We start from the raw sequence: 21,761 nt of genomic DNA, 5'->3' as shown, positions 1-21,761 counted from the left end.
GTACGGTTGAGGACGTGGCCAAGCCCCTCGCACTCGACTTCGACCCGATCGCCCGCGCCGACGAGCTCTGGGCCCGTCGCTGGGGCACCGTGCCCTCGATGGCGGCGATCACCTCGATCATGCGCGCGCACCAGATCCTGCTGTCCCGGGTCGACGCGGTGCTCAAGCCGTACGGTCTGACCTTCGCCCGGTACGAGGCGCTGGTGCTGCTGACCTTCAGCCGGACCGGTGAGCTCTCGCTGTCCAAGATCGGCGAGCGGCTGATGGTCCACCCGACCAGCGTCACCAACACCGTCGACCGCCTGGAGCGGGCCGGCCTGGTCGCCCGCCGCCCCAACCCGCTGGACGGCCGCGGGGTGCTCGCCACGATCACCGGGCGCGGCCGCGAGGTGGTCGAGGAGGCCACCCGCGAGCTGATGGCGATGGAGTTCGGGCTGGAGGAGTACGGCCCCGACCAGTGCCGCCAGGTGTTCGAACTGCTCAAGCCGCTGCGGGTCGCCGCCGGGGACTTCGCCGAGCCGGGCGACGGGGTCGAGGACCAGGCCGTCGAGGGGGCTGCCGAGGGGGCTGCTCGGAAGCGGCCGTGAGGACGGCTACCCTCGTGGGAGCGGTGCGCGGATCCGGGCGTACCGGCCGAAACTGCCGAGCGAGGCGAGGAAGAGTATGAAGGCGACCCCCCTGCTGGGCTGGTACCGCGGCCTGGCCATTGCGACCGGTTGCGCACTGCTGGTGTTCTGCGGCTTCATGGTCGCGAAGTACGGCTTCGGTGCCGCCGAGGACCTGACCACCTACGTCGCGATGCTGCACGGCTACCTGTACATCGGGTACTTCGTGGTGACCTTCCTGCTCGGGCAGAAACTGAAGTGGCCGCTCGGCCGGCTGGTGCTGACCCTGGCGGCGGGCTGCATCCCGTTCCTGTCCTTCGTCTTCGAGCGCAAGGTGGCCCGTGAGGCCGCCGAGCAGCTCCCGGCGGGCGGCGCCCGCCAGCCGGCCGGCGTCTGAGCCGAGAAGCTCCGCGAGGGCGCTCCGTTCCCCGATGGGGGCGGGGCGCCCTTCGCGTTCCCCGATCGTCACCGTTCCGCGGCGGGCCGCCGTCGACAACTACTAGGACGTCCGAGTAAATTGCCAGGACGTCCTAATAGCTGTGCCGCCCGGTGCCGTGGCGGCCGTACGGAGCGGAGTTCGGCCCATGGACGCCGAGGAGATCGAGCGCGGACGGCAGCGCTGGCAGCAGCGGTACGACAAGGCCCGCAAGCGGGACGCGGACTTCACCACCCTCTCCGGTGACGAGGTCGAGCCGGTCTACGGCCCCGCCCCCGGGCAGCCGGTCGAGGGCTTCGAGCGGATCGGCTGGCCGGGCGAGTACCCGTTCACCCGCGGCCTGCACCCCACCGGCTACCGCGGCCGCACCTGGACCATCCGCCAGTTCGCCGGCTTCGGCAACGCGCAGCAGACCAACGAGCGCTACCGGATGATCCTGGACGCGGGCGGCGGCGGCCTCTCGGTCGCCTTCGACATGCCCACCCTGATGGGCTACGACTCGGACGACCCCAAGTCGCTCGGTGAGGTCGGCCACTGCGGCGTGGCCATCGACTCGGCCGCCGACATGGAGGTGCTGTTCGACAGCATCCCGCTCGGCGACGTCACCACCTCGATGACGATCAGCGGCCCGGCCGTCCCGATCTTCTGCATGTACATCGTGGCGGCCGAGCGCCAGGGTGTGGACCCGGCGGTGCTCAACGGCACCCTGCAGACGGACATCTTCAAGGAGTACATCGCCCAGAAGGAGTGGCTCTTCGCCCCCGAGCCGCACCTGCGCCTGATCGGCGACCTGATGGAGCACTGCGCCCAGGGCATCCCGGCGTACAAGCCGCTGTCCGTCTCCGGCTACCACATCCGCGAGGCCGGGGCGACGGCCGCGCAGGAGCTGGCGTACACCCTCGCGGACGGCTTCGCCTACGTCGAGCTGGGCCTGTCCCGCGGCCTGGACGTGGACGTCTTCGCGCCCGGACTGTCCTTCTTCTTCGACGCCCACCTGGACTTCTTCGAGGAGATCGCCAAGTTCCGCGCCGCGCGCCGGATCTGGGCCCGCTGGATGCGCGACCGCTTCGGCGCGAAGACCGACAAGGCGCAGTGGCTGCGCTTCCACACCCAGACCGCCGGCGTCTCGCTCACCGCCCAGCAGCCGTACAACAACGTGGTGCGCACCGCCGTCGAGGCGCTCTCCGCGGTGCTCGGCGGCACCAACTCGCTGCACACCAACGCGCTGGACGAGACCCTGGCGCTGCCCTCCGAGCAGGCCGCCGAGATCGCGCTGCGCACCCAGCAGGTGCTGATGGAGGAGACCGGCGTCACCAACGTGGCCGACCCGCTGGGCGGCTCCTGGTACGTCGAGGCGCTGACCGACCGGATCGAGCAGCAGGCCGAGGCGATCTTCCAGCGGATCCTGGACAAGGGCCGTGAGGACCACGAGATCGGCCCGATCACCTCCGGCATCCTGCGCGGGATCGAGGAGGGCTGGTTCACCGGTGAGATCGCCGAGGCCGCCTTCCAGTACCAGCAGGCGGTGGAGAAGGGCGAGAAGCGCGTGGTCGGCGTCAACTGCCACCCGCGCAGCGTCACCCCCGACCTGGAGATCCTGCGGGTCAGCCACGAGGTCGAGCGCGAGCAGGTGCGGGTGCTGCGCGAGCGCAAGGCGGCCCGGGACGACGCGGCGGTGCGGGCCGGGCTGGACGCCATGCTGGCGGCGGCGCGCTCGGGCGAGTCGATGATCCCGCCGATGCTGGACGCGGTGCGCGCCGAGGCGACCCTGGGCGAGATCTGCAACGCGCTGCGGGAGGAGTGGGGGACGTACCGGGAGAACGCGGCGTTCTGACCGGCTGAGCTCTCCGACGAGGCCGCCCCGGACGGAAGTCCGTGCGGGGCGGCCTCGCCGTGCCCGGACGCCGTCAGCCGGTGGTGAGCGGTCCGAGCAGCAGGTCGGTGAAGCGGCGGATCCACTCGGGTGTGATCGGCTCGCCGCTGACCAGGACGCGGTGCTCGACCGTGCCGGCGATGGTGTCGAAGATGATGTCGACCTCCTCGCAGGCCGATCCGGTGTCGGTGTCCGCTTCGAGTTCGCCGCGCGCCTGGGCGGCCGCCCGGCCCTGTCGGACCAGGTGCTTCTGCGGGTCCACGATCGCCTCCCGGATCCGGCGGCGCAGCTGCGGGTCGCGGGTGCCCTCGGCGAACAGGGCGAGCAGCGCGGCCTGGGTCTCCGGCCGGGCCAGCAGGTCGGCGAACTGGCCGACCACGGCCTCGATGTCGGCCCGCAGGCTGCCGAGGTCGGGCATCACGAGGTCGTCGAAGAGACTGGCGACGGCGTCCACGACGAGCTCGTTCTTGGACGGCCAGCGGCGGTAGAGCGTGGTCTTGGCGACCCCGGCCCGGCTCGCGACGTGGCCCATGGTCAGTCCACCCCAGCCGAGCTCGGCGAGGGCCTCGCGGGTGGCGTCGAGGATCGCGCGGTCGGCGGCGGCGCTGCGGGGGCGGCCCTTGGCCCGGGACGCGGTCGTCCCCTCCTGGGCAGTGCTGTCCCGGACTGTGCTGCCCCGGACGGTGCTGCCCGGGACGGCGCTGTCCGGGCTCGCGGAGGGCTGGGGGGCCGGCACCGGGCCTCCTTGCGGTTTACTGGTAAGTAACTTGGGTGGGGCTGGTAACGGTAGCGACTGTTCGCCGGTTGGGGCAGCCGGGCGACCCGGGAAAGTGGGGCAGCTCACGTCCCCGAACCGGCAGTGGGGCTTGCGGCCGGGCCACCGGCTCCAGTTACGCTACGACCTGTAGCGAAAGCAGTGACAACCAGGCGCCGGACCGGTGGGACGGGAACGGCGCGGGCGCGGGTGGGGATCCGCGCCGAACGGTTCAGGCTACCGGGGGAGGGGCGCACCGCCCGGGAACCCGCACCACGCAGCCCGCGTGGAGCGACTTTCCGGAGGTTGGTGCCCGCGAGCAGCGCGGACGGGGGAGGATGGTGCCATGCAGCCACGGAATTCGCGTCTCAACAGCTCCGCCCTGCGCGGTGCGGTCGACCTCGCCGCAGTGAAGGCGGCCGGTGAGGCCGCCCAGAAGGCCGAGCAGGCCCGGGCCGAGCGGGCCCGCCAGGCGGCCGCCGCCGAAGCGGACGGAGTCGCCCCCCAGTCCGCCTACCAGCTCGTCATCGACGTCACCGAGGAGACCTTCGAGACCGAGGTCGTCCAGCGCTCCACCGAGGTGCCGGTCGTCATCGACTTCTGGGCCGAGTGGTGCGGGCCCTGCAAGCAGCTCAGCCCGATCCTGGAGGGCCTCGCCGAGGAGTACGCCGGCGCCTTCGTGCTCGCCAAGATCGACGTGGACGCCAACCAGCTGATCGCCCAGCAGTTCGGCATCCAGGGCATCCCGGCCGTGATGGCCGTGGTGGCCGGTCAGCTGGTGCCGCTGTTCCAGGGCGCGGAGAGCGCCGCCAACGTCCGCAAGGTGCTGGACCAGCTGATCCTGGTCGCCGAGCAGCGCTTCGGCATCTCCGGCGGTGCGGTCGCCCCGGCCGGCGAGGCCGCGGAGGCCGCGGGTCCGCAGCGGCCGGAGGACCCGGCGCTGGCCGCCGCGCACGGCGCGCTGGACGCCGGCGACCTGGGCGGTGCCATCCAGGCCTACCGGAACGTGCTGGCCGACCAGCCGGGCAACACCGAGGCCAAGCTGGGCCTGGCGCAGGCCGAGCTGCTCAAGCGGGTCGAGGGCCTGGACCTCCAGGCCGTCCGGGCCGCGGCCGCCGCCGACCCGAAGGACGTGGGGACCCAGCTGCAGGCGGCCGACCTGGACCTGGTGGGCGGCCACGTCGAGGACGCCTTCGGGCGCCTGGTGGACACCGTCGGCCGGACCTTCGGCGAGGACCGGGACACCGCCCGGCTGCGTCTGCTGGAGCTGTTCGAGGTGATCGGCCCGGAGGATCCGCGGGTCGTCGCGGCCCGTACGGCGCTGGCCCGCGTGCTGTTCTGAGCCCGGGTTCCGCAGGCTCCGGGCCGGGCCTGGCACCGAGTGCCTGACACCTCGGGTGACCTGCGGTGTCGCCGGGTGATTTGGCGACAATCCGGTCAACCGGACAGAGGTTTACCAAATCTTGATTTCACCCGTGGGTGGTCACGTTCAGTGACCACCTACGGGTGTTTCGCTGCTGTTTCCGGCATATTTCGTCGCCACGATTCCTTCAAGTCGTCACGCAGGGTGCAAATCGCGCCAATTCCATGATCCACGCCACCTGCTGTTGCATTACCCGTCAGTAAGGCACCCCTTGTGCTTCGCCCGGGATTCAAGCACGATCGGCCACGCCCGGTCCCAGACTCCACACCCTCCGACAGCCGGTCGGCCACGCGGAGCGCGGGATCCCCACCGGGTGGATCCGTCGGCCCCGGTCGGCGGTAGGGAGGGCAGGGGGGTATCCGCGGTCCCACGGCGGTTCCTGTCCTCGACCGGCCGCGCGGCCCTGCGCGGTCGCTGGTTGTCGCTCGGGGGTGATCGCCGATGTCGTCGGTCCGACCCGTCGTCCCGCAGGGACGGCCGGTTCCGGGACGGGAGTGCCGCAGCAACGCAGGCCGCTCCCGCGTCCGACGACGACCGAGGCGCTCTCCGCTACCGAGGACGTAGCTCTCTCCCATCCCAGGCCCCCACCGGCGCGGGACGCGCCGCCGGGGAGCCGGAGATGTACGTCCTAGAAGGAGGACTCGCATGTCCAAGACCTACGGCAAGACCCGCTGGAAGCGCTTCGCCCTGGTGATGGTGCCGAGCGTCGCGGCCACCGCCATGGTCGGCGTCTCGATCGCCAACAGCGCGCTCGCCGCCTCGTTCAGCATTTCCGGCCAGCAGTTCAAGGTGCGCACCTCGCACCTGGAGGGCGAGAACTTCGCCCAGTTCGGCACCGTCGACGTCGAGGCCAACGGCACGCCGCACCCGGTCGCCGTCTCGGCCTTCGACAAGGCCGACATCACCAACCTCTGCCAGTCGGTGGTGACCGACCTGTCCGCGTTCGGCCTGGGCAAGATCACCCTCCAGCTGAACGCGGGTGGTCCGGGGAGCAAGCCGGTCCACGCCGAGAAGCTGCTGATCGACCTGGAGGAGCTGAAGGCCGACGCGACCTTCGAGAACATGAACATCGGTCAGGACGCCTCCACCCTCTCGGGCTCCGCGACCCAGGGCTGGACCCCCCACCCGGGCGTCACCAAGGCGGGCGGCGGCTCCGGTCTGCCGACCGGCCCCACGGGCTTCGCCCAGTCCGCCAAGACCGCCACGCTGGACAATGTCCAGCAGACCGCGCGCGCGACCTCGGCCGGCACCTTCGTGCTCAGCGGCCTGAACCTGTCGCTGAAGCACGGCGACGGCGCGGGCAACGAGTGCTTCTGAGCCCGAACTGACGGTGCGCCCGCGGGCGCACCCCGGTGACGGGTCTTCACGGGCCGGGGGCGGCGGGTGACCGCCGTTTCCGGCCCACCCCCCTTTGTTCTTCCCTCGTAGCGACGTCGAGGAGCCGTACCATGTCCAGCGCAACGGTCGAGACCCGGCCCCGCCAGCAGAACCCGGTGGGGTGGCTGTGGCGGCGCTTCCGTGAGTTCCGCCGCACCAGGCCCTTCTGGGGCGGCCTGCTGGCCATGATCGCCGGCGCACCGATCCTCTACTTCCCGTACGCCCACCTCAGCCTCGGCGGGCTGACCATCGCGATGTCCACCACGGCCGGCGCCGGGTCGCTGATCATCGGGGTGCTGATGATCATCCTCGGTCTGACCGCCTGGTTCCAGCCGGCCGTGCGCTTCTTCGCCGGTGTCGCGACCATCCTGCTGACGCTGGTCTCGATCCCGGTCTCCAACCTCGCGGGCTTCGGGCTGGCGCTGCTGCCGGGCCTGATCGGCGGTGGCCTGATGGTCTCCTGGGCACCGCTGCCGGAACCGGCCACCGAGCCCGCCAAGGGGCGGCGCGCGCGCCGGGCCAAGCAGGTGGACAACCCCATCGCGCAGCGCGTCGCCGCTGAGCCGGCCGCCACCGAGCCCGCCAAGGCCGAGGCCGTGGAGGCGCCCACCGCCAAGCTGCCCGCCCAGGGTGCGCCCAAGGAGCCGGCCGCCGAGCCTGCCGTCCCGCAGCAGCCCACCGCGGGGGAGCAGGAGGAGGCGCGGTGACCGGGCCGGCCGAGCAAGCAGAGGGCACGGCCGTCCCCGCGCAGCGCTCCGGCCGGCACGCGGCGCCGCGCACGCCGGTGCGGGTCAGACTGAGAGGCCGCGCCCTGGCGATGGCCGCGGTACCGACCGCGCTGCTGATGGCCGCGGCCTACACGCCCAACCCGGCGGTGGCCGAGTCTGCGGCGGGCAAGCCCTGCGGCAACGCGCCCGTCACCGTTCCGGACGTGGCGCCGATCGAGACGCCCGTCCCCAAGAGCGAGCTGCCCGAGCCGCCGCCCGCGCCGTCCGGTACGGCCGGTACGTCCGGTGCGGCCTCGACGGGGGCGCCCTCGGCCGGTCCCGGCTCGGTGCCGACCACCACGCCGACCCAGGCGCCGACCAAGGCCCCGACCACCGCGCCGGTGAAGCCGTCGGTCACCGGCACGGCCACCACCCCGCCCGCGGTCCGCTCCGCCGCCACCGGCGGCTCGGGCGCGGTGAGCGCGGTGTACCAGGGCACCGCCGACGGCACGGCCACCGCGAGCCGGGCCGGGCTGATCGACGACCTCGTCGGCGGCATCAACCACCTGCTGAACCCGGGCGGTTCGGCCAGTCCGACGCCGACCGCGACACCCAGTGCCACCCCCCAGGCCCCGGCCGCCCCGGCCCCGCGGGTCGGCACCCCGGCGCAGCCCTCCCAGTCGCAGCCCCAGGCCCCGTCCACCGGCGCCCAGTCCTCGGCGGGCCAGTCCCCGGGGACCCAGTCGTCGGGGGCCCAGCCCTCGGCCGGGCAGCCCTCGCCGGGCGCCACCCCCTCCGGCGGGAAGTCCAGCACCAAGGCGGCCCCGTCCGCGACCCCGTCGTCCGATGTCCCGGCGACCCCGGCGGCCACCGCGACCCCGTCCGCCTCGCCGACCGCGAACCCCAACTGCGACGTGGATGCCCGCAACCTCACCGCCGGCAAGGCCACCGCCGAGCAGGTGGTGCCGGAGCAGAACTGGACGCTGCGGAGCAGCCGACTGGGCCTGCACGGCGCGGCCTTCCACGGCGTCTACGACGTGAAGACCCCGACCGGCACCAAGCGGGTGCTGAAGTTCGTGGTCGACAGCGTGGACATCGAGAACCTCGACATGTCGACACTGGAGGGCAACGGCGTCACCTTCCACGTCCAGGGCGCCCCGGGCTCGACCTCGACCATGCGCAACGGCCAGGTCACCATGTACGTGGAGCGGCTGTCCGGCCACCTGTCCAAGGTGCTCGGCCTGCCGATCCCGATCGACCTGGGCGAGATCACCCTCACCCCGGACACCCTGCCGCGCTGGCTCTACGACCTGATCGGCTCCGTCCCGATCCCGTTGGACCTGGAGCTGACCGGCGTCACCGCCAAGCAGGCCGGCCAGTTCGGCGGCACCCTGCACATCCCGGGGATGCACCTGTTCAACGACAACGCGCCCTACAGCGACAAGTGAGCGGCAGGTAGCGGACGCCACAACGCCGGTGGGGCGGTCCTCCCGTGAAGGAGGGCCCGCCCCACCGGCGTTCGTACGGTCCTACCGGGGCGTCACTCGCCGTGGCTGCCCAGGCGGTGCACCTGCACCAGGTTGGTGGTGCCGGGGACGCCGACCGGGACACCGGCGGTGACGATCACGGTGTCGCCCTCGCCCAGCTCGCCCAACCGCAGCAGCTCGCGGTCGACCTGCGCGACCATCGCGTCGGTGGTGGCCACCTGCTCGGTGACGTACGACTCGACGCCCCAGCTCAGCGAGAGCTGGTTGCGGGTGGCCGCGTCGGGGGTGAACGCGATCACCGGGATCGGCGAGCGGTAGCGGGACAGCCGGCGCGCGGTGTCACCGGACTTGGTGAACGCGATCAGCGCCTTGCCGTTCAGGAAGTCGCCCAGCTCGCAGGCGGCGCGGGCGACCGAGCCGCCCTGGGTGCGCGGCTTGCGGCCCGGGTTGAGCGGCTGCAGGCCCTGGGAGACGAGCTCCTCCTCGGCCTTCTCGCAGATCCGGCTCATGGTGCGGACGGTCTCGACCGGGTACTTGCCGACGCTGGACTCGGCGGAGAGCATCACCGCGTCGGTGCCGTCCAGGATGGCGTTGGCGACGTCGGAGACCTCGGCGCGGGTCGGCCGCGAGGCGTGGATCATCGACTCCATCATCTGGGTGGCGACGATGACCGGCTTGGCGTTGCGGCGGGCCAGGGTGATCAGCTGCTTCTGGACCAGCGGCACCCGCTCCAGCGGGTACTCGACGGCCAGGTCGCCGCGGGCGACCATGATGGCGTCGAAGGCGAGGACGATCTCCTCCATGGCCTCGACGGCCTGCGGCTTCTCGATCTTGGCGATGACCGGCACCCGGATGCCGACCTCGTCCATGACCTCGTGGACGTCCTTGATGTCGTCCGCGTTGCGGACGAAGGACAGGGCGACCATGTCGACGCCCAGACGCAGCGCGAAGCGCAGGTCCTCCTTGTCCTTCTCGGACAGGGCGGGCACGTTCACGGCCGCGCCGGGCAGGTTGATGCCCTTGTTGTTCGAGAGCACGCCGCCCTCGACCACCACGGTCTTCACCCGCGGGCCGTCGACGCTGACGACCTCCAGGGCGATGACGCCGTCGTTGATCAGGATCGGGTCGCCGGGCTTCACGTCGCCGGGCAGGCCCTTGTAGGTGGTACCGCAGATGTGCTGGTCACCGGGGACGTCCTCGGTGGTGATGGTGAACTCGTCGCCGTTGTCGACGGTCACCGGGCCGTTGGCGAAAGTCGCCAGACGGATCTTGGGACCCTGGAGGTCGGCAAGGACGCCGATGGCCTTGCCGGTGTCCTCCGAGACCTGGCGGACCTTTCGGTACCGCTCCTCGTGGTCCGCGTGGTTGCCGTGGCTCATGTTCAGTCGGGCGACGTTCATGCCCGCCTCGACGATGGCCTTCAGCTGTTCGTAGGAGTCCGTCGCCGGACCCAGGGTGCAGACAATTTTCGCTCGGCGCATATGGATCAGTCTATCCGTTCGTGTTATAGGCGCATTCGGCACGAATCGTGGGGAATCGCCGACGAAGCATCCCGAGGGGCGAGACGACGGTGTGTCAGTCCTCGGAACCACCAGTCTCCCGGTGCACCAGGGCGAAGGCCTGTCGGGCGATCTCCAGCTCCTCGTCGGTGGGCACCACCGCGACCGCCACCCGGGAGTACGCCGGCGAGATGATCCGGGCCTCGCCGGAGCGCACCGAGTTCAGCTCCGGGTCCACGGCGATGCCCAGCTCCTCCAGCCCGGCGGTGGCCGCCGCGCGCACGGGCGCCGCGTTCTCCCCGACGCCCGCGGTGAACGCGATCGCGTCCACCCGGCCGAGCACCGCGTAGTAGCCGCCGATGTACTTGCGCAGCCGGTGGACGTACGAGTCGAAGGCGAGCCGCGCGTCCGCGTCTCCCTCGTCGGCGCGGCGCATGATCTCGCGCATGTCGTTCTCGCCGCACAGGCCGCGCAGGCCGCTGCGGCGGTTCAGCAGGTCGTCGATCTCGTCGATCGACAGGCCGCCGACCCGGTGCAGGTGGAACACCACGCCGGCGTCGATGTCACCCGAACGAGTGCCCATGACCAGGCCCTCCAGCGGGGTGAGGCCCATCGAGGTGTCCACGCAGTGGCCGCCGCTGACCGCCGAGGCGGAGGCGCCGTTGCCCAGGTGCAGCACGATCACGTTGACCTCGGCCGGGTCCTTGCCGAGCAGCCGGGCGGTGGCCCGGGAGACGTACTGGTGCGAGGTGCCGTGGAAGCCGTAGCGGCGCACCCGGTGCTCGTCCGCGACGGCCTTGTCGATCGCGTACCGGGCCGAGTACTCGGGCATCGAGGCGTGGAAGGCGGTGTCGAAGACGGCCACCTGCGGCAGGTCGGGCCGCAGCGCGCGGGCCACCTCGATGCCGGTGATGTTGGCCGGGTTGTGCAGCGGAGCGACCGGGATCAGCCGGCGGATCTCCTTCAGCACCTCGTCGGTGATCACGGTCGGCGCGGTGAACCGCTTGCCGCCGTGCACCACCCGGTGCCCGATCGCGGCCAGCTCCGGGGAGTCCAGCCCGAGGCCGTCGGCGGCCAGCTCCTCGGCGACGGCCTTCAGCGCGGCGGAGTGGTCCGGGAAGACCTCCAGCAGCTCGCGCTTGTCCCCGCTGTGCGGGGTGTGCGCCAGCCGGCCGGTGGACTCGCCGATCCGCTCGACCAGCCCGGAGGCCAGCCGGGCGCCGTCCAGCATGTCGATCAGCTGGTACTTGACCGACGAGGAGCCGGCGTTCAGCACCAGAACGCGCGTGCCTCCACTCATGCCTTCGGCTCCCCTTCGTGGTTCCTGTCGTTCTGGGACTGGATGGCGGTGATCGCGACGGTGTTGACGATGTCCTCCACCAGCGCCCCGCGCGAGAGGTCGTTGACAGGCTTGCGCAGCCCCTGCAGAACCGGGCCGACCGCGACCGCGCCGGCCGAGCGCTGGACCGCCTTGTAGGTGTTGTTGCCGGTGTTGAGGTCCGGGAAGATCAGCACGGTCGCCCGCCCGGCCACCGGCGAGCCCGGCAGCTTGGTGGCCGCGACGTGGGCGTCCACCGCCGCGTCGTACTGGATCGGGCCCTCCACCAGGATGTCCGGCCGCAGCTCGCGGACCAGTTCGGTGGCCTTGCGGACCTTGTCGACGTCCGCGCCCGAACCGGAGGTGCCGGTCGAGTAGGAGAGCATGGCGACCCGCGGCTCCACCCCGAACTGGGCGGCGGTGGCGGCGGACTGGATCGCGATGTCGGCCAGCTGCTGGGCGTCCGGGTCCGGGTTGACCGCGCAGTCGCCGTACACCAGCACCCTGTCGGCCAGGCACATGAAGAAGACCGAGGAGACGATCGAGGCGTCCGGCGAGGTCTTGATCACCTCGAAGGCGGGCCGGATGGTCGCCGCGGTGGAGTGCACCGCGCCGGAGACCATGCCGTCCGCGATCCCCTCCTGGACCATCAGGGTGCCGAAGTAGGAGACGTCGGTGACCACGTCCAGCGCCAGTTCGACGGTCATCCCCTTGTGGGCCCGCAGCCGGGCGTACAGCTCGGCGAACTGGCGGCGCAGCGGGCTGGTGGTCGGGTCGACGATCCGGACCTGGGCGCGGTCGGCGCCCGGCGCCTCCTGGGGGAGGTCGATGCCCAGGCTCGCGGCCTTGCGGCGCACCGCGTCGACCTCGCCGAGCAGGGTGAGGTCGCAGATGTTGCGGCGCAGCAGGATCTCGGCCGCGCGCAGCACCCGCTCCTCGGTGCCCTCGGGCAGCACCACGTGCCGGCGGCCGGCCCGGGCGCGCTCCAGCAGCTCGTGCTCGAACATCATCGGGGTGACCCGCTCGGACCGGCCGACCTCGATCCGGTTGGTCAACTCGACGGTGTCGACGTGCAGTTCGAACAGGCCGAGGGCGATCTCGGCCTTCCGGGGGCTGGCCGCGGTGAGCTTGCCCTCCAGGTGGGTCAGGGTGGCGGCGGTGGGCCAGCTGCCCTCGGGGACGAACGCGACCGGGGTGCCGGGGGCGAGCCGGGCGGCCAGCGCCATGACGTTCGGTCCGGGGTGCTGGCCGAGGGTCAGCAGCACCCCGGCGATCGGCGGGGCGCCGGCGGCGTGCGCGGCCAGCGAGCCGATCACCAGGTCCGCGCGGTCCCCGGGGGTGACGACCAGGGCTCCCTCGGTCAGCGCGTCCAGGAAGGTCGGCAGCATGGCGCCGCCGAAGACGAAGCCGCGCACGTCCCTGGCCAGGCCGGCCGCGTCGCCGAGCAGCACCTCGGCGCCGGTCGCCTCGACCAGCTGGGCGACGGTCGGCGCGGCGAGGGCGGGCTCCTCCGGGATGACGTACGCGGGGATCGGCAGCTTCTCGGTGAGAGCGCGCTGGATCCGCTGCTTGGCGCCCGGGGTGACCCGGTTGGCGATCATCGCCAGGGTCTCGCAGCCGAGGTCGGTGTACGCCCGGTGGGCGTTGCGCACCTCGGCGATCACGGCCTCCGGCTCCTTGCCCTGCCCGCCGAGCACCGGCAGCACGGCGGCGCCGAACTCGTTGGCCAGGCGGGCGTTGAAGGCCAGCTCGTCCGGGATGTTGGTGTCCGCGAAGTCGGTGCCGAGCACCAGCACCGCCTGGCAGCGCCGCTCCACCGCGCGGAAGCGGTCGAGCAGGGCGGAGACCAGCTCGTCCTGCCCCTGGGCGGCCTGCAGCGCGGCGGCCTCCTCGTAGGTGAGCCCGTACAGCTCCGAACTCGGCAGGTCGATCCGGTACCGCCCGCGCAGTAGCTCGACCACGTGGTCCGACCCCGGCTCGCCGGGCGCGGCCGCGTGCACCAGTGGACGGAACACCCCGACCCGGTCCACCTGGCGGGTGAGCAGTTCCATGACCCCGAGCTCGACCGCCTGTCGGCCGTCCCCCCGGTCGATCCCGGTCACGTACACGCTGCGCGCCACGCGGATGTCTCCGTCCCGTCGCCTCGGAAGCTGGTCATATCGACCATACCTTCGCACCCCGTACGGCCGTCCGCGAGCAGAGGGCGGGCGGGAGGGCAAGGGACCAACGGCCCGACTTCGGCCTTGCGTCAACCCGTAGCGAGCTCGGCCGGGCCGCCGAGGAGCTCGGATTCCCGGTCACGGCCCCCGGCTGAGCGCCCGCCCGGCGTCGGGCGGGCGCTCCGGGGTCCTCAGGCCGGGCGGAGCCAGAGGGTGGCGAGCGGGGGGAGGATCAGTTCGGCGGAGCGGGGCTGGCCGTTCCACTCGACGGGTTCGGCCTTGATCGGGCGGGAGTTGCCGACGCCGCTGCCGCCGTAGGTCTCGGCGTCGGTGTTCAGCACCTCCTCCCAGAGCTGCTCGCGGCCGCCCAGGAGGGGCAGGCCGACCCGGTGGCCGTGCCGGACGACGGGGGAGAAGTTGCAGACGGCGACCAGCGGGGTGCCGTCGGCGGCGTGGCGGACGTAGGAGAGCAGGTTGTCCTCGGCGGCGCCGCCGTCGAGCCAGCGGAAGCCGTCCGGTGTGGTGTCGAGCTCCCAGAGGGCGGGGGTGTCGCGGTAGATCCGGTTGAGGTCGCGGACCAGGCGGCGCACGCCCAGGTGGTCCGCGTGGCCCGGCCACTGCTCGTCGAGCACCCACCACTGCGGGCCCTGCTCGTGGTGCCACTCCGCGCCCTGGGCGAACTCCTGCCCCATGAACAGCAGTTGCTTGCCGGGGTGGGACCACATGAAGCCCAGGTAGGCGCGGTGGTTGGCGCGCTGCTGCCACCAGTCGCCGGGCATCTTGGAGACCAGGGCCTGCTTGCCGTGGACCACCTCGTCGTGCGAGATCGGCAGGATGTAGTTCTCGGAGTAGGCGTACACCATCGAGAAGGTGATCTCGTTGTGGTGGTACTTGCGGTGCACCGGCTCCTTGGACATGTAGACCAGCGAGTCGTGCATCCAGCCCATGTTCCACTTCAGTCCGAAGCCGAGGCCGCCGGCGTCGGTCGGGCGGGTGACGCCGTCCCAGGCGGTGGACTCCTCGGCGATGGTGATCACACCGGGGCAGCGCCGGTAGACGGTGGCGTTCATCTCCTGGAGGAAGGAGGCCGCGTCCAGGTTCTCCCGGCCGCCGTACTGGTTGGGCGTCCAGGCGCCGCCCTCGCGGGAGTAGTCGAGGTAGAGCATCGAGGCGACGGCGTCCACCCGCAGGCCGTCGATGTGGAACTCCTCGCACCAGTAGACGGCGTTGGCGACCAGGAAGTTGCGCACCTCGGTGCGGCCGTAGTCGAACTCCAGGGTCCCCCAGTCGGGGTGCTCAGCGCGCAGCGGGTCGGCCGGCTCGTACAGCGGCTCGCCGTCGAAGCGGGCGAGCGCGAAGTCGTCCTTGGGGAAGTGCGCGGGCACCCAGTCGACGATCACGCCGATGCCGTGCCGGTGCAGGGTGTCCACCAGGTACCGGAAGTCGTCCGGGGAGCCGAGCCGGGCGGTGGGGGCGTAGTAGCCGGAGACCTGGTAGCCCCAGGAGCCGCCGAAGGGGTGCTCCATGACGGGCATGAACTCCACGTGGGTGAAGTTCAACTCCTTGAGGTAGCGGGGCAGTTCCTCGGCGATGGCGCGGTAGCCGGTGAGGTCGGGCCGCCAGGAGGCCAGGTGCAGCTCGTACACCGACATCGGCTCGCGGTGGTGCGCGGCGCGGGCCCGGCGGGCCATCCACTCGTCGTCCTGCCACCGGTACGCGGAGGAGGTGACCACGGAGGCGGTGCCGGGCGGGCACTGGGCGGCCCGGGCCAGCGGGTCGGCCTTGTCGAGCACCCAGCCCTGGCGGGTGTGGATCTCGTACTTGTAGGTGGTGCCCTCGGCGAGGCCGGGGACGAACAGCTCCCAGATGCCGGAGGAGCCGAGCGAGCGCATCGGGTGGCCGGTGCCGTCCCAGTGGTTGAAGTCGCCGATCAGCCGCACCCCGACGGCGTTCGGCGCCCAGACCGCGAAGGCGGTGCCGGTGACGCCGTCGACCGTGCGCACGTGCGAGCCGAGCGCCCGCCACAGCTGCTCGTGCCGGCCCTCGGAGATCAGGTGCAGGTCGAGTTCGCCGAGGGTGGGCGGGGTGCGGTAGCCGTCGTGCTGGCGCAGCGGTTCGCCGCCGGGGTAGGCCACCAGCAGGGTGTAGTCGGGGAGTCCGTCGCCCACCAGCAGGCCGGTGAACAGGCCGCCCTGCTGGTGGGTGAGCTCGGCCGGGCCCTGGTCGGTCTCCACCACCACCCGCTCGGCGAACGGGCGCAGCACCCGGATCGCCGTGCCGCCGTGCACGGGGTGCGCACCGAGCAGGGAGTGCGGGTCGTGGTGCTGCCCGCTCACCAGCCGGTCCACCTCGGCCGGCGGCAGCGGCGCCTCGGGCACGCGCAGGGCGCCGAGGGGGGCGTCCGCCGGAACGCCCGAAGGGTCGTCGGAGCCGGGCGCGTCGGCCTCCCGGGGCTCGTCGGCCTCCCGGGCCTCGGCCCGTTCGGGGCTCCTGGCCAGGGAGGTGGCCGGAACGGGGCGGGTGGGGTGGCCGGTCGGGTCGAGCGGCGTCACGGCGTGGTCCTCCAGCGGCGGGGGGTGGGCGAACTCGTGGCGGGACAGCAGGGACGGAACAGCAGGGACGGAACAGCAGGGACGGAACAGCAGGGACGGAACAGCAGGGACGGGCGGTCAGACGGACAGGGCGAGCCGGTTGATCGCGGCCAACGGGATGGGTAGCCAGCTGGGCCGGTGCCGGGCCTCGTACACCACCTCGTAGACCGCCTTGTCGATCTCCAGCGCCCGCATCAGCTCCGGCGAGGCCGCCGGGTCGGCGCCGCCCCCTGCGGTGTAGCCGGCGCAGAAGGCGGTGCGGTTGCGCTGGGCCCAGGCGGCGGCGAGGTGGGCGAGCTCCGGGTCGACCGGGCCGCCGGCCAGCAGGTGGGCGGCCGCGTAGTCGAAGGAGCGCAGCATCGCGGCGACGTCGCGCAGGGCGGGCTGCGGCTCGCGGCGTTCGGTGACGGACTTGGCGGGCTCGCCCTCGAAGTCGAGCAGCACCCAGCCGTGCGGGGTGCGCATGGCCTGCCCGAGGTGGAGGTCGCCGTGGATGCGCTGGACCGGTAGGCCGTCCGGGTGGGCGTCGGCGAGCTGCTGGAAGGCGGTGCGCAGGGCGGCCCGGAAGCGCAGCAGTCCGGGGACGGCGGCGACCGCGCTGTCCAGCCGGTCGGCCATCGCGGTGGCGAGCCGGCCGGTCTGGGTGCGGTCGAGCCGGGCGACCGGCATCGAGCGGGAGAGCACCCGGTGCACCTCAGCGGTGGCCCGGCCGAGCCGGTGCGCCTCGATGGCGAAGTTGCCGGGGGAGCGGTCGCCCTTGAGCCGGCCGACCTGGTCGAGGGCGAGTTCCCAGCCGTCCTCGGCGTCCGGCAGGTAGCGCTGGAGCAGTCCGAGGGTGGCGGGTTCGGCGCGTTCCATGCGGCTCTCGAACCAGGCGGCGACCCGGGGGATGCGGGTGGAGCCGGCCCGGGAGAGGGCGAGGGAGAGTTCGAGGTCGGGGTTGGTGCCGGGGTGGATGCGCCGGAAGAGCTTGAGGATGTACGAGGTGCCGTAGATGACGGAGCTGTTGGACTGCTCGGCGGTGGAGGCGCGGCCGGGGAGGTTCGTGGGCAGCCCGGAGCCGGGGGTGCGGCGGAAGGACAGCGAGCCGAACCGGTCGCCGGTGGCGAGGTGTTCCAGCAGCCGCCCGGTGAGCTCGGGGTCGTGGACCGCGTCGTAGAGGGTGGCGCCGTCGTACGGGCCCTGGCTGAGCCGGCCCAGCACGGCGCCGGGCTCGATGCCCGAGGGGCCCTGGGAGCGGATTCCGAGGAGCAGTTGGTAGGTGTCGCCGTGCGGCAGCCCGGCCGTGGTGGCGTGCTCGACCCGCAGCAGCAGGTGGAGCAGGGCCGGGTCGCCGACCTGCAGCGGGGTGCCGACCACCGGGACGAGTCCGGTGATGGGCCGTCCCTTCCCGGCGTACCAGCGCTGGGTGGGGAGCCACTCGGCGATCAGCGGCAGGGCCGCCTGGACGAGTTCGCTGACCCCCAGGGCGGTCCTCCGGGGCCCGGTGCCGCGCAGGCCCGCGGGCGCGGCGGTACCGGCCGGGGCGTCGGGCTGCACATGGGCTTGAGAACGGGAGGGTTCGGACATGACTCCCTTTCCCCGGAAGCACGCGGACTGCCCGACGGGTCGTGGCCGGGTCCGTCAGTCTTCCGGATTTCGGCGGCGCGGCGGTCGCGGCACGCGAGCACGGCTCGGGTGTCACGCCTTCGTGTGGGTAGCCGTTGGGCTGTTCTCCGTACGGTGGTGCAGAGAAGTCCGGGGGCGCGGGCGTTCAACTCGCGCCCCCGGAGGGTCTGGTGGTGCTGTGCGTGCCGCGGCGGCGGGTGCGGCGGATCGTTACTTCGACCGCCTGGTACCGCTCAGGCGCGGGGGCTGCCGGAGCTGGAACCAGTAGAAGCCGTGTCCGGCCAGTGTGAGCAGGTAGGGCCACTCGCCGATCGACGGGAAGCGCACCCCGCCGATCAGCTCGACCGGGTACCGCCCGCCGTACTGCCGCAGGTCCAGCTCGGTCGGCTGCGCGAACCGCGAGAAGTTGTTCACGCACATGACCAGGTCCCCCTCGTACTCGCGCACGAAGGCCAGCACGGCGGGGTTGCTGGACGGCAGTTCGGTGTAGGTGCCCAGGCCGAACGCCGGGTTGAGCTTGCGGATCTCGATCATGCGACGCGTCCAGTGCAGCAGTGAACTCGAACTGCTCTGCTGCGCCTCGACGTTGGTCACCTGGAAGCCGTACACCGGGTCCATGATGGGCGGCAGACTGAGCCTGCCCGGGTCGGCGGAGGAGAAACCCGCGTTGCGGTCCGGGGTCCACTGCATCGGCGTGCGCACGCCGTCCCGGTCGCCCAGCCAGATGTTGTCGCCCATGCCGATCTCGTCCCCGTAGTAGAGCACCGGCGAGCCGGGCAGGGAGAGCAGCAGGGCGGTGAACAGCTCGATCTGGTTGCGGTCGTTCTCCAGCAGCGGGGCGAGCCGGCGGCGGATGCCCACGTTGGCGCGCATCCGCGGGTCCTTGGCGTACTCCGCGTACATGTAGTCGCGCTCCTCGTCGGTGACCATCTCCAGGGTCAGCTCGTCGTGGTTGCGCAGGAAGATGCCCCACTGGCAGCCGCCCGGGATCTGCGGGGTCTTGGCGAGGATCTCCGAGACCGGGTACCGGGACTCCCGGCGCACCGCCATGAAGATCCGCGGCATCACCGGGAAGTGGAACGCCATGTGGCACTCGTCGCCGCCCGCGGTGAAGTCGCCGAAGTAGTCGACCACGTCCTCCGGCCACTGGTTGGCCTCGGCGAGCAGCACGGTGTCCGGGTAGTCGGCGTCGATCTCCTTGCGGACCCGCTTGAGGAACTCGTGGGTCTCCGGCAGGTTCTCGCAGTTGGTGCCCTCCCGGGCGAACAGGTAGGGCACCGCGTCCAGCCGGAAGCCGTCGATGCCGAGGTCGAGCCAGAACCGGAGCCCGGCGATCATCTCGTCCTGGACCCGGGGGTTGTCGTAGTTGAGGTCCGGCTGGTGCGAGAAGAACCGGTGCCAGTAGTACTGCTTGCGGACCGGGTCGTACGTCCAGTTGGACGTCTCGGTGTCGACGAAGATGATCCGGGCGTCCGGGAACTGCTTGTCGTCGTCGGCCCACATGTAGAAGTCGCCGTACGGCCCGTCCGGGTCCGCCCGGGAGGCCTGGAACCACGGGTGCTGGTCGCTGGTGTGGTTCATGACGAAGTCGATGATCACGCGCATGCCGCGGGCGTGCGCGGCGTCCACGAACTCCATGAAGTCGGCGATGTCGCCGAACTCCGGCAGCACCGACTTGTAGTCGGCGACGTCGTACCCGCCGTCGCGCAGCGGCGAGGCGAAGAACGGCGGGAGCCAGAGGCAGTCGACCCCGAGCCACTGGAGGTAGTCGAGTTTGGCCGTGAGCCCCTTGAGGTCCCCGACCCCGTCGCCGTTGCTGTCCTGGAAGGACCGCACCAGCACCTCGTAGAAGACCGCACGTTTGAACCACTCGGGGTCCAGGTTCTTCTTCGAGGTCTCGGGGAAGGTGTCGGGGACGGGCTCGTTCACTGTCACGTGGGGTTCCTCCGAACCGTGAGGAGGTGAGCCGGCTCGGCTGAGGGATCGAGCCGGACGTAGTTGTGCCGGCCCCAGGTGTAGACGGCGCCGGTGAGCTCGTCGTGCACCACGTGGGGCCCGTCGCCTTCGAGGGTCACGGTGGCCTCCTGGACGTGGTGCGGGTCGAGGTTGACCACGGTGATGACCTGGTCGGTGAGGCCTTCCGGGGTGGTCGCGGTCTTGGAGTAGGCGAGCACCTGGTCGTTGTCGGTGGGGTGGAAGCGCAGGTCGCGCAGCTGCTGGAGGGCCGGGTGGCGCCGGCGCAGCCGGTTCAGCACGGTGAGCAGCGGGGCGAGGGTGTCGGTGCGGTTCCAGTCGCGCGGGCGCAGCTCGTACTTCTCCGAGTGCAGGTACTCCTCGGAGCCCGGGTGGGCCGGCTCGTTCTCGCACAGCTCGAAGCCGGCGTAGACGCCGTAGCTGGGGGAGAGGGTGGCGGCGAGCACCGCGCGGATCGCGAAGGCGGCGCGGCCGCCCTGCTGGAGGAAGGCGTGCAGGATGTCCGGGGTGTTGGCGAAGAAGTTGGGGCGCATGTAGGCGGCCGCGTCGCCGGTGAGTTCGGTGAGGTATTCGGTGAGTTCGTTCTTGGTGTTGCGCCAGGTGAAGTACGTGTACGACTGGTGGAATCCGATCTTCGCGAGGGTGTGCATCATCGCCGGGCGGGTGAAGGCCTCCGCGAGGAACACGACATCGGGGTCGGTGCGGGCGATGTCGGAGAGCACCTTCTCCCAGAACACCACCGGTTTGGTGTGGGGGTTGTCGACCCGGAAGATCCTGACGCCGTGGGACATCCAGAATCGGAGGATCCGGACGGTTTCCTTGACGATTCCGTCCATGTCCTGGTCGAAGTTGATCGGATAGATGTCCTGGTACTTCTTCGGCGGGTTCTCGGCGTAGGCGATGGTCCCGTCCGCGCGGTGGCTGAACCATTCCGGATGCTTGTTCACCCACGGGTGGTCCGGGGAGCACTGGAGGGCGAAGTCCAGCGCCACCTCCAGGTGCAGTGCCCTGGCCTCGGCGACGAAGTGGTCGAAGTCCTCGATGGTGCCGAGGTCCGGGTGGACCGCGTCGTGGCCGCCCTCCGGCGAGCCGATCGCCCAGGGCGAGCCGACGTCGTGCGGACCGGCCGTCAGGGTGTTGTCCGGGCCCTTGCGGAACGCTCGTCCGATCGGGTGGACCGGCGGCAGGTAGACCACGTCGAAGTCCATCGCGGCGATCGCCGGCAGCCGCTCGGCGGCGGTGCGCAGGGTGCCCGAACGCGGCGGCTCGACCCCGTTCGGGTCCACCACCGCGCCCTCCGACCGGGGGAAGAACTCGTACCAGGAGCCGAACAGGGCGCGCTCGCGGTCCACCTGGAGCGGCAGCGGCCGGGAGGCGCTGAGCAGCTCGCGCAGCGGGTAGCGGGCCAGCAGCTCCAGCACCTCGGGGGCGAGCGCGGCGGCCAGCCGGGACAGCGGCGGCAGGCCCGGGTCGCGCAGCGCGTCCACGGCGGCCAGCACGTGCGCGCGGCCCTCCTTCTTCGGCACCCCGGCGGCGGCCTGCTCCAGCAGCCGGGCGCCCTCCTCCAGGACCAGCGCGGTGTCGATCCCGGCGGGGAGCTTCACCCCGGCCGTCCTGCGCCAGGTGGCGATGGGGTCGCTCCACGCCTCGACCAGGTACGACCAGCGGCCGGGCGCGGTCGGGGTGATGTGCGCGCCCCAGCGGTCGGTGCCCTCGGCGAGCTCGCGCATCGGCGTCCACGGGCCGCTGCGGCCGCGCGGGTCGCGCAGCACCACGTTGGCGTTGACGGCGTCGTGGCCCTCGCGGAAGACCGTCGCGGTGACCAGGAAGGTCTCGCCGACGACGGCCTTGGCCGGGCGGCGGCCGGCGTCGATCTGGGGGCTGACGTCCAGGACGGGGATGCGGCCGATCACGGTGTCGCTCTCTGTCGTCTTGCGGGCGGAGGGCTTG

The 21,761-nt window shown here is 71.9% G+C and carries 15 protein-coding genes; 7 read left to right on the top strand and 8 right to left on the bottom strand.

Annotation, left to right across the window (positions count from 1 at the left end; genetic code table 11):
• Positions 1 to 14 precede the first annotated feature (14 nt).
• The 3 genes from BOQ63_RS18680 (at position 15) to icmA (ending at position 2,875) form a co-directional block, all read left to right on the top strand.
• A complete protein-coding gene (locus tag BOQ63_RS18680; RefSeq protein ID WP_046386453.1) occupies positions 15 to 587 on the top strand; it encodes a MarR family winged helix-turn-helix transcriptional regulator in 573 nt (190 codons plus the stop codon).
• 76 nt (positions 588 to 663) lie between these two features.
• Positions 664 to 1,002, top strand: a complete 339-nt coding sequence (locus BOQ63_RS18675) for a DUF3817 domain-containing protein (RefSeq protein WP_030281979.1) — start codon at positions 664 to 666, stop codon at positions 1,000 to 1,002.
• A 187-nt stretch (positions 1,003 to 1,189) separates the two neighbouring features.
• Positions 1,190 to 2,875: a coenzyme B12-dependent isobutyryl-CoA mutase large subunit gene (gene icmA / locus BOQ63_RS18670; protein ID WP_030281977.1), complete on the top strand. Its 1,686-nt coding sequence runs from the start codon at positions 1,190 to 1,192 to the stop codon at positions 2,873 to 2,875.
• Between the two features lie 73 nt (positions 2,876 to 2,948).
• Here icmA and BOQ63_RS18665 read toward each other — a convergent pair whose 3' ends face one another.
• Complete coding sequence (locus tag BOQ63_RS18665) at positions 2,949 to 3,500, bottom strand: TetR/AcrR family transcriptional regulator (protein WP_046386454.1); 552 nt, start codon at positions 3,498 to 3,500, stop codon at positions 2,949 to 2,951.
• A gap of 514 nt (positions 3,501 to 4,014) precedes the next feature.
• On the opposite strand from BOQ63_RS18665, the gene BOQ63_RS18660 reads away from it, so the two are divergent.
• The 4 genes from BOQ63_RS18660 (at position 4,015) to BOQ63_RS18645 (ending at position 8,623) form a co-directional block, all read left to right on the top strand.
• Positions 4,015 to 5,010 carry a tetratricopeptide repeat protein gene (locus BOQ63_RS18660; RefSeq protein ID WP_072654653.1) on the top strand — a complete coding sequence of 332 codons (996 nt, stop codon included), beginning with the start codon at positions 4,015 to 4,017 and terminating at the stop codon, positions 5,008 to 5,010.
• Positions 5,011 to 5,736: 726 nt separating this feature from the next.
• Positions 5,737 to 6,408 carry a DUF6230 family protein gene (locus BOQ63_RS18655; RefSeq protein WP_030281971.1) on the top strand — a complete coding sequence of 224 codons (672 nt, stop codon included), beginning with the start codon at positions 5,737 to 5,739 and terminating at the stop codon, positions 6,406 to 6,408.
• 131 nt (positions 6,409 to 6,539) lie between these two features.
• The gene (locus BOQ63_RS18650; protein ID WP_030281969.1) at positions 6,540 to 7,175 is read left to right on the top strand and encodes a DUF6114 domain-containing protein; all 636 of its coding nucleotides are present in this window, start codon (positions 6,540 to 6,542) and stop codon (positions 7,173 to 7,175) included.
• Positions 7,172 to 8,623, top strand: a complete 1,452-nt coding sequence (locus tag BOQ63_RS18645; RefSeq protein WP_150475983.1) for a hypothetical protein — start codon at positions 7,172 to 7,174, stop codon at positions 8,621 to 8,623. Before BOQ63_RS18650 ends, BOQ63_RS18645 begins: the two co-directional genes overlap by 4 nt.
• A 92-nt stretch (positions 8,624 to 8,715) precedes the next feature.
• On the opposite strand, the gene pyk is transcribed toward BOQ63_RS18645, so the two are convergent.
• The 7 genes from pyk to BOQ63_RS18610 form a co-directional block, all read right to left on the bottom strand.
• Complete coding sequence (pyk, locus tag BOQ63_RS18640; protein WP_030281965.1) at positions 8,716 to 10,143, bottom strand: pyruvate kinase; 1,428 nt, start codon at positions 10,141 to 10,143, stop codon at positions 8,716 to 8,718.
• Between the two features lie 94 nt (positions 10,144 to 10,237).
• Positions 10,238 to 11,461 carry an acetate kinase gene (locus BOQ63_RS18635; protein WP_030281963.1) on the bottom strand — a complete coding sequence of 408 codons (1,224 nt, stop codon included), beginning with the start codon at positions 11,459 to 11,461 and terminating at the stop codon, positions 10,238 to 10,240.
• Positions 11,458 to 13,599 (bottom strand): phosphate acetyltransferase, encoded by a 2,142-nt coding sequence (gene pta, locus BOQ63_RS18630; RefSeq protein WP_072654651.1) that lies wholly within the window; start codon positions 13,597 to 13,599, stop codon positions 11,458 to 11,460. Before pta ends, BOQ63_RS18635 begins: the two co-directional genes overlap by 4 nt.
• A 230-nt stretch (positions 13,600 to 13,829) precedes the next feature.
• Positions 13,830 to 16,190, bottom strand: a complete 2,361-nt coding sequence (gene glgB, locus BOQ63_RS18625) for a 1,4-alpha-glucan branching protein GlgB (RefSeq protein ID WP_223885976.1) — start codon at positions 16,188 to 16,190, stop codon at positions 13,830 to 13,832.
• Between the two features lie 117 nt (positions 16,191 to 16,307).
• A complete protein-coding gene (locus BOQ63_RS18620; RefSeq protein ID WP_030281959.1) occupies positions 16,308 to 17,798 on the bottom strand; it encodes a maltokinase N-terminal cap-like domain-containing protein in 1,491 nt (496 codons plus the stop codon).
• 249 nt (positions 17,799 to 18,047) lie between these two features.
• A complete protein-coding gene (gene treS, locus BOQ63_RS18615; RefSeq protein WP_030281958.1) occupies positions 18,048 to 19,772 on the bottom strand; it encodes a maltose alpha-D-glucosyltransferase in 1,725 nt (574 codons plus the stop codon).
• Positions 19,769 to 21,724, bottom strand: a complete 1,956-nt coding sequence (locus BOQ63_RS18610) for an alpha-1,4-glucan--maltose-1-phosphate maltosyltransferase (RefSeq protein WP_072656294.1) — start codon at positions 21,722 to 21,724, stop codon at positions 19,769 to 19,771. The genes treS and BOQ63_RS18610 overlap by 4 nt, the downstream gene beginning before the upstream one ends.
• Positions 21,725 to 21,761 lie beyond the last annotated feature (37 nt).

This window comes from Streptomyces viridifaciens, assembly GCF_001888885.2.
Lineage (GTDB): Bacteria > Actinomycetota > Actinomycetes > Streptomycetales > Streptomycetaceae > Kitasatospora > Kitasatospora aureofaciens.
This window is presented reverse-complemented; position numbering and strand designations above follow the sequence as displayed.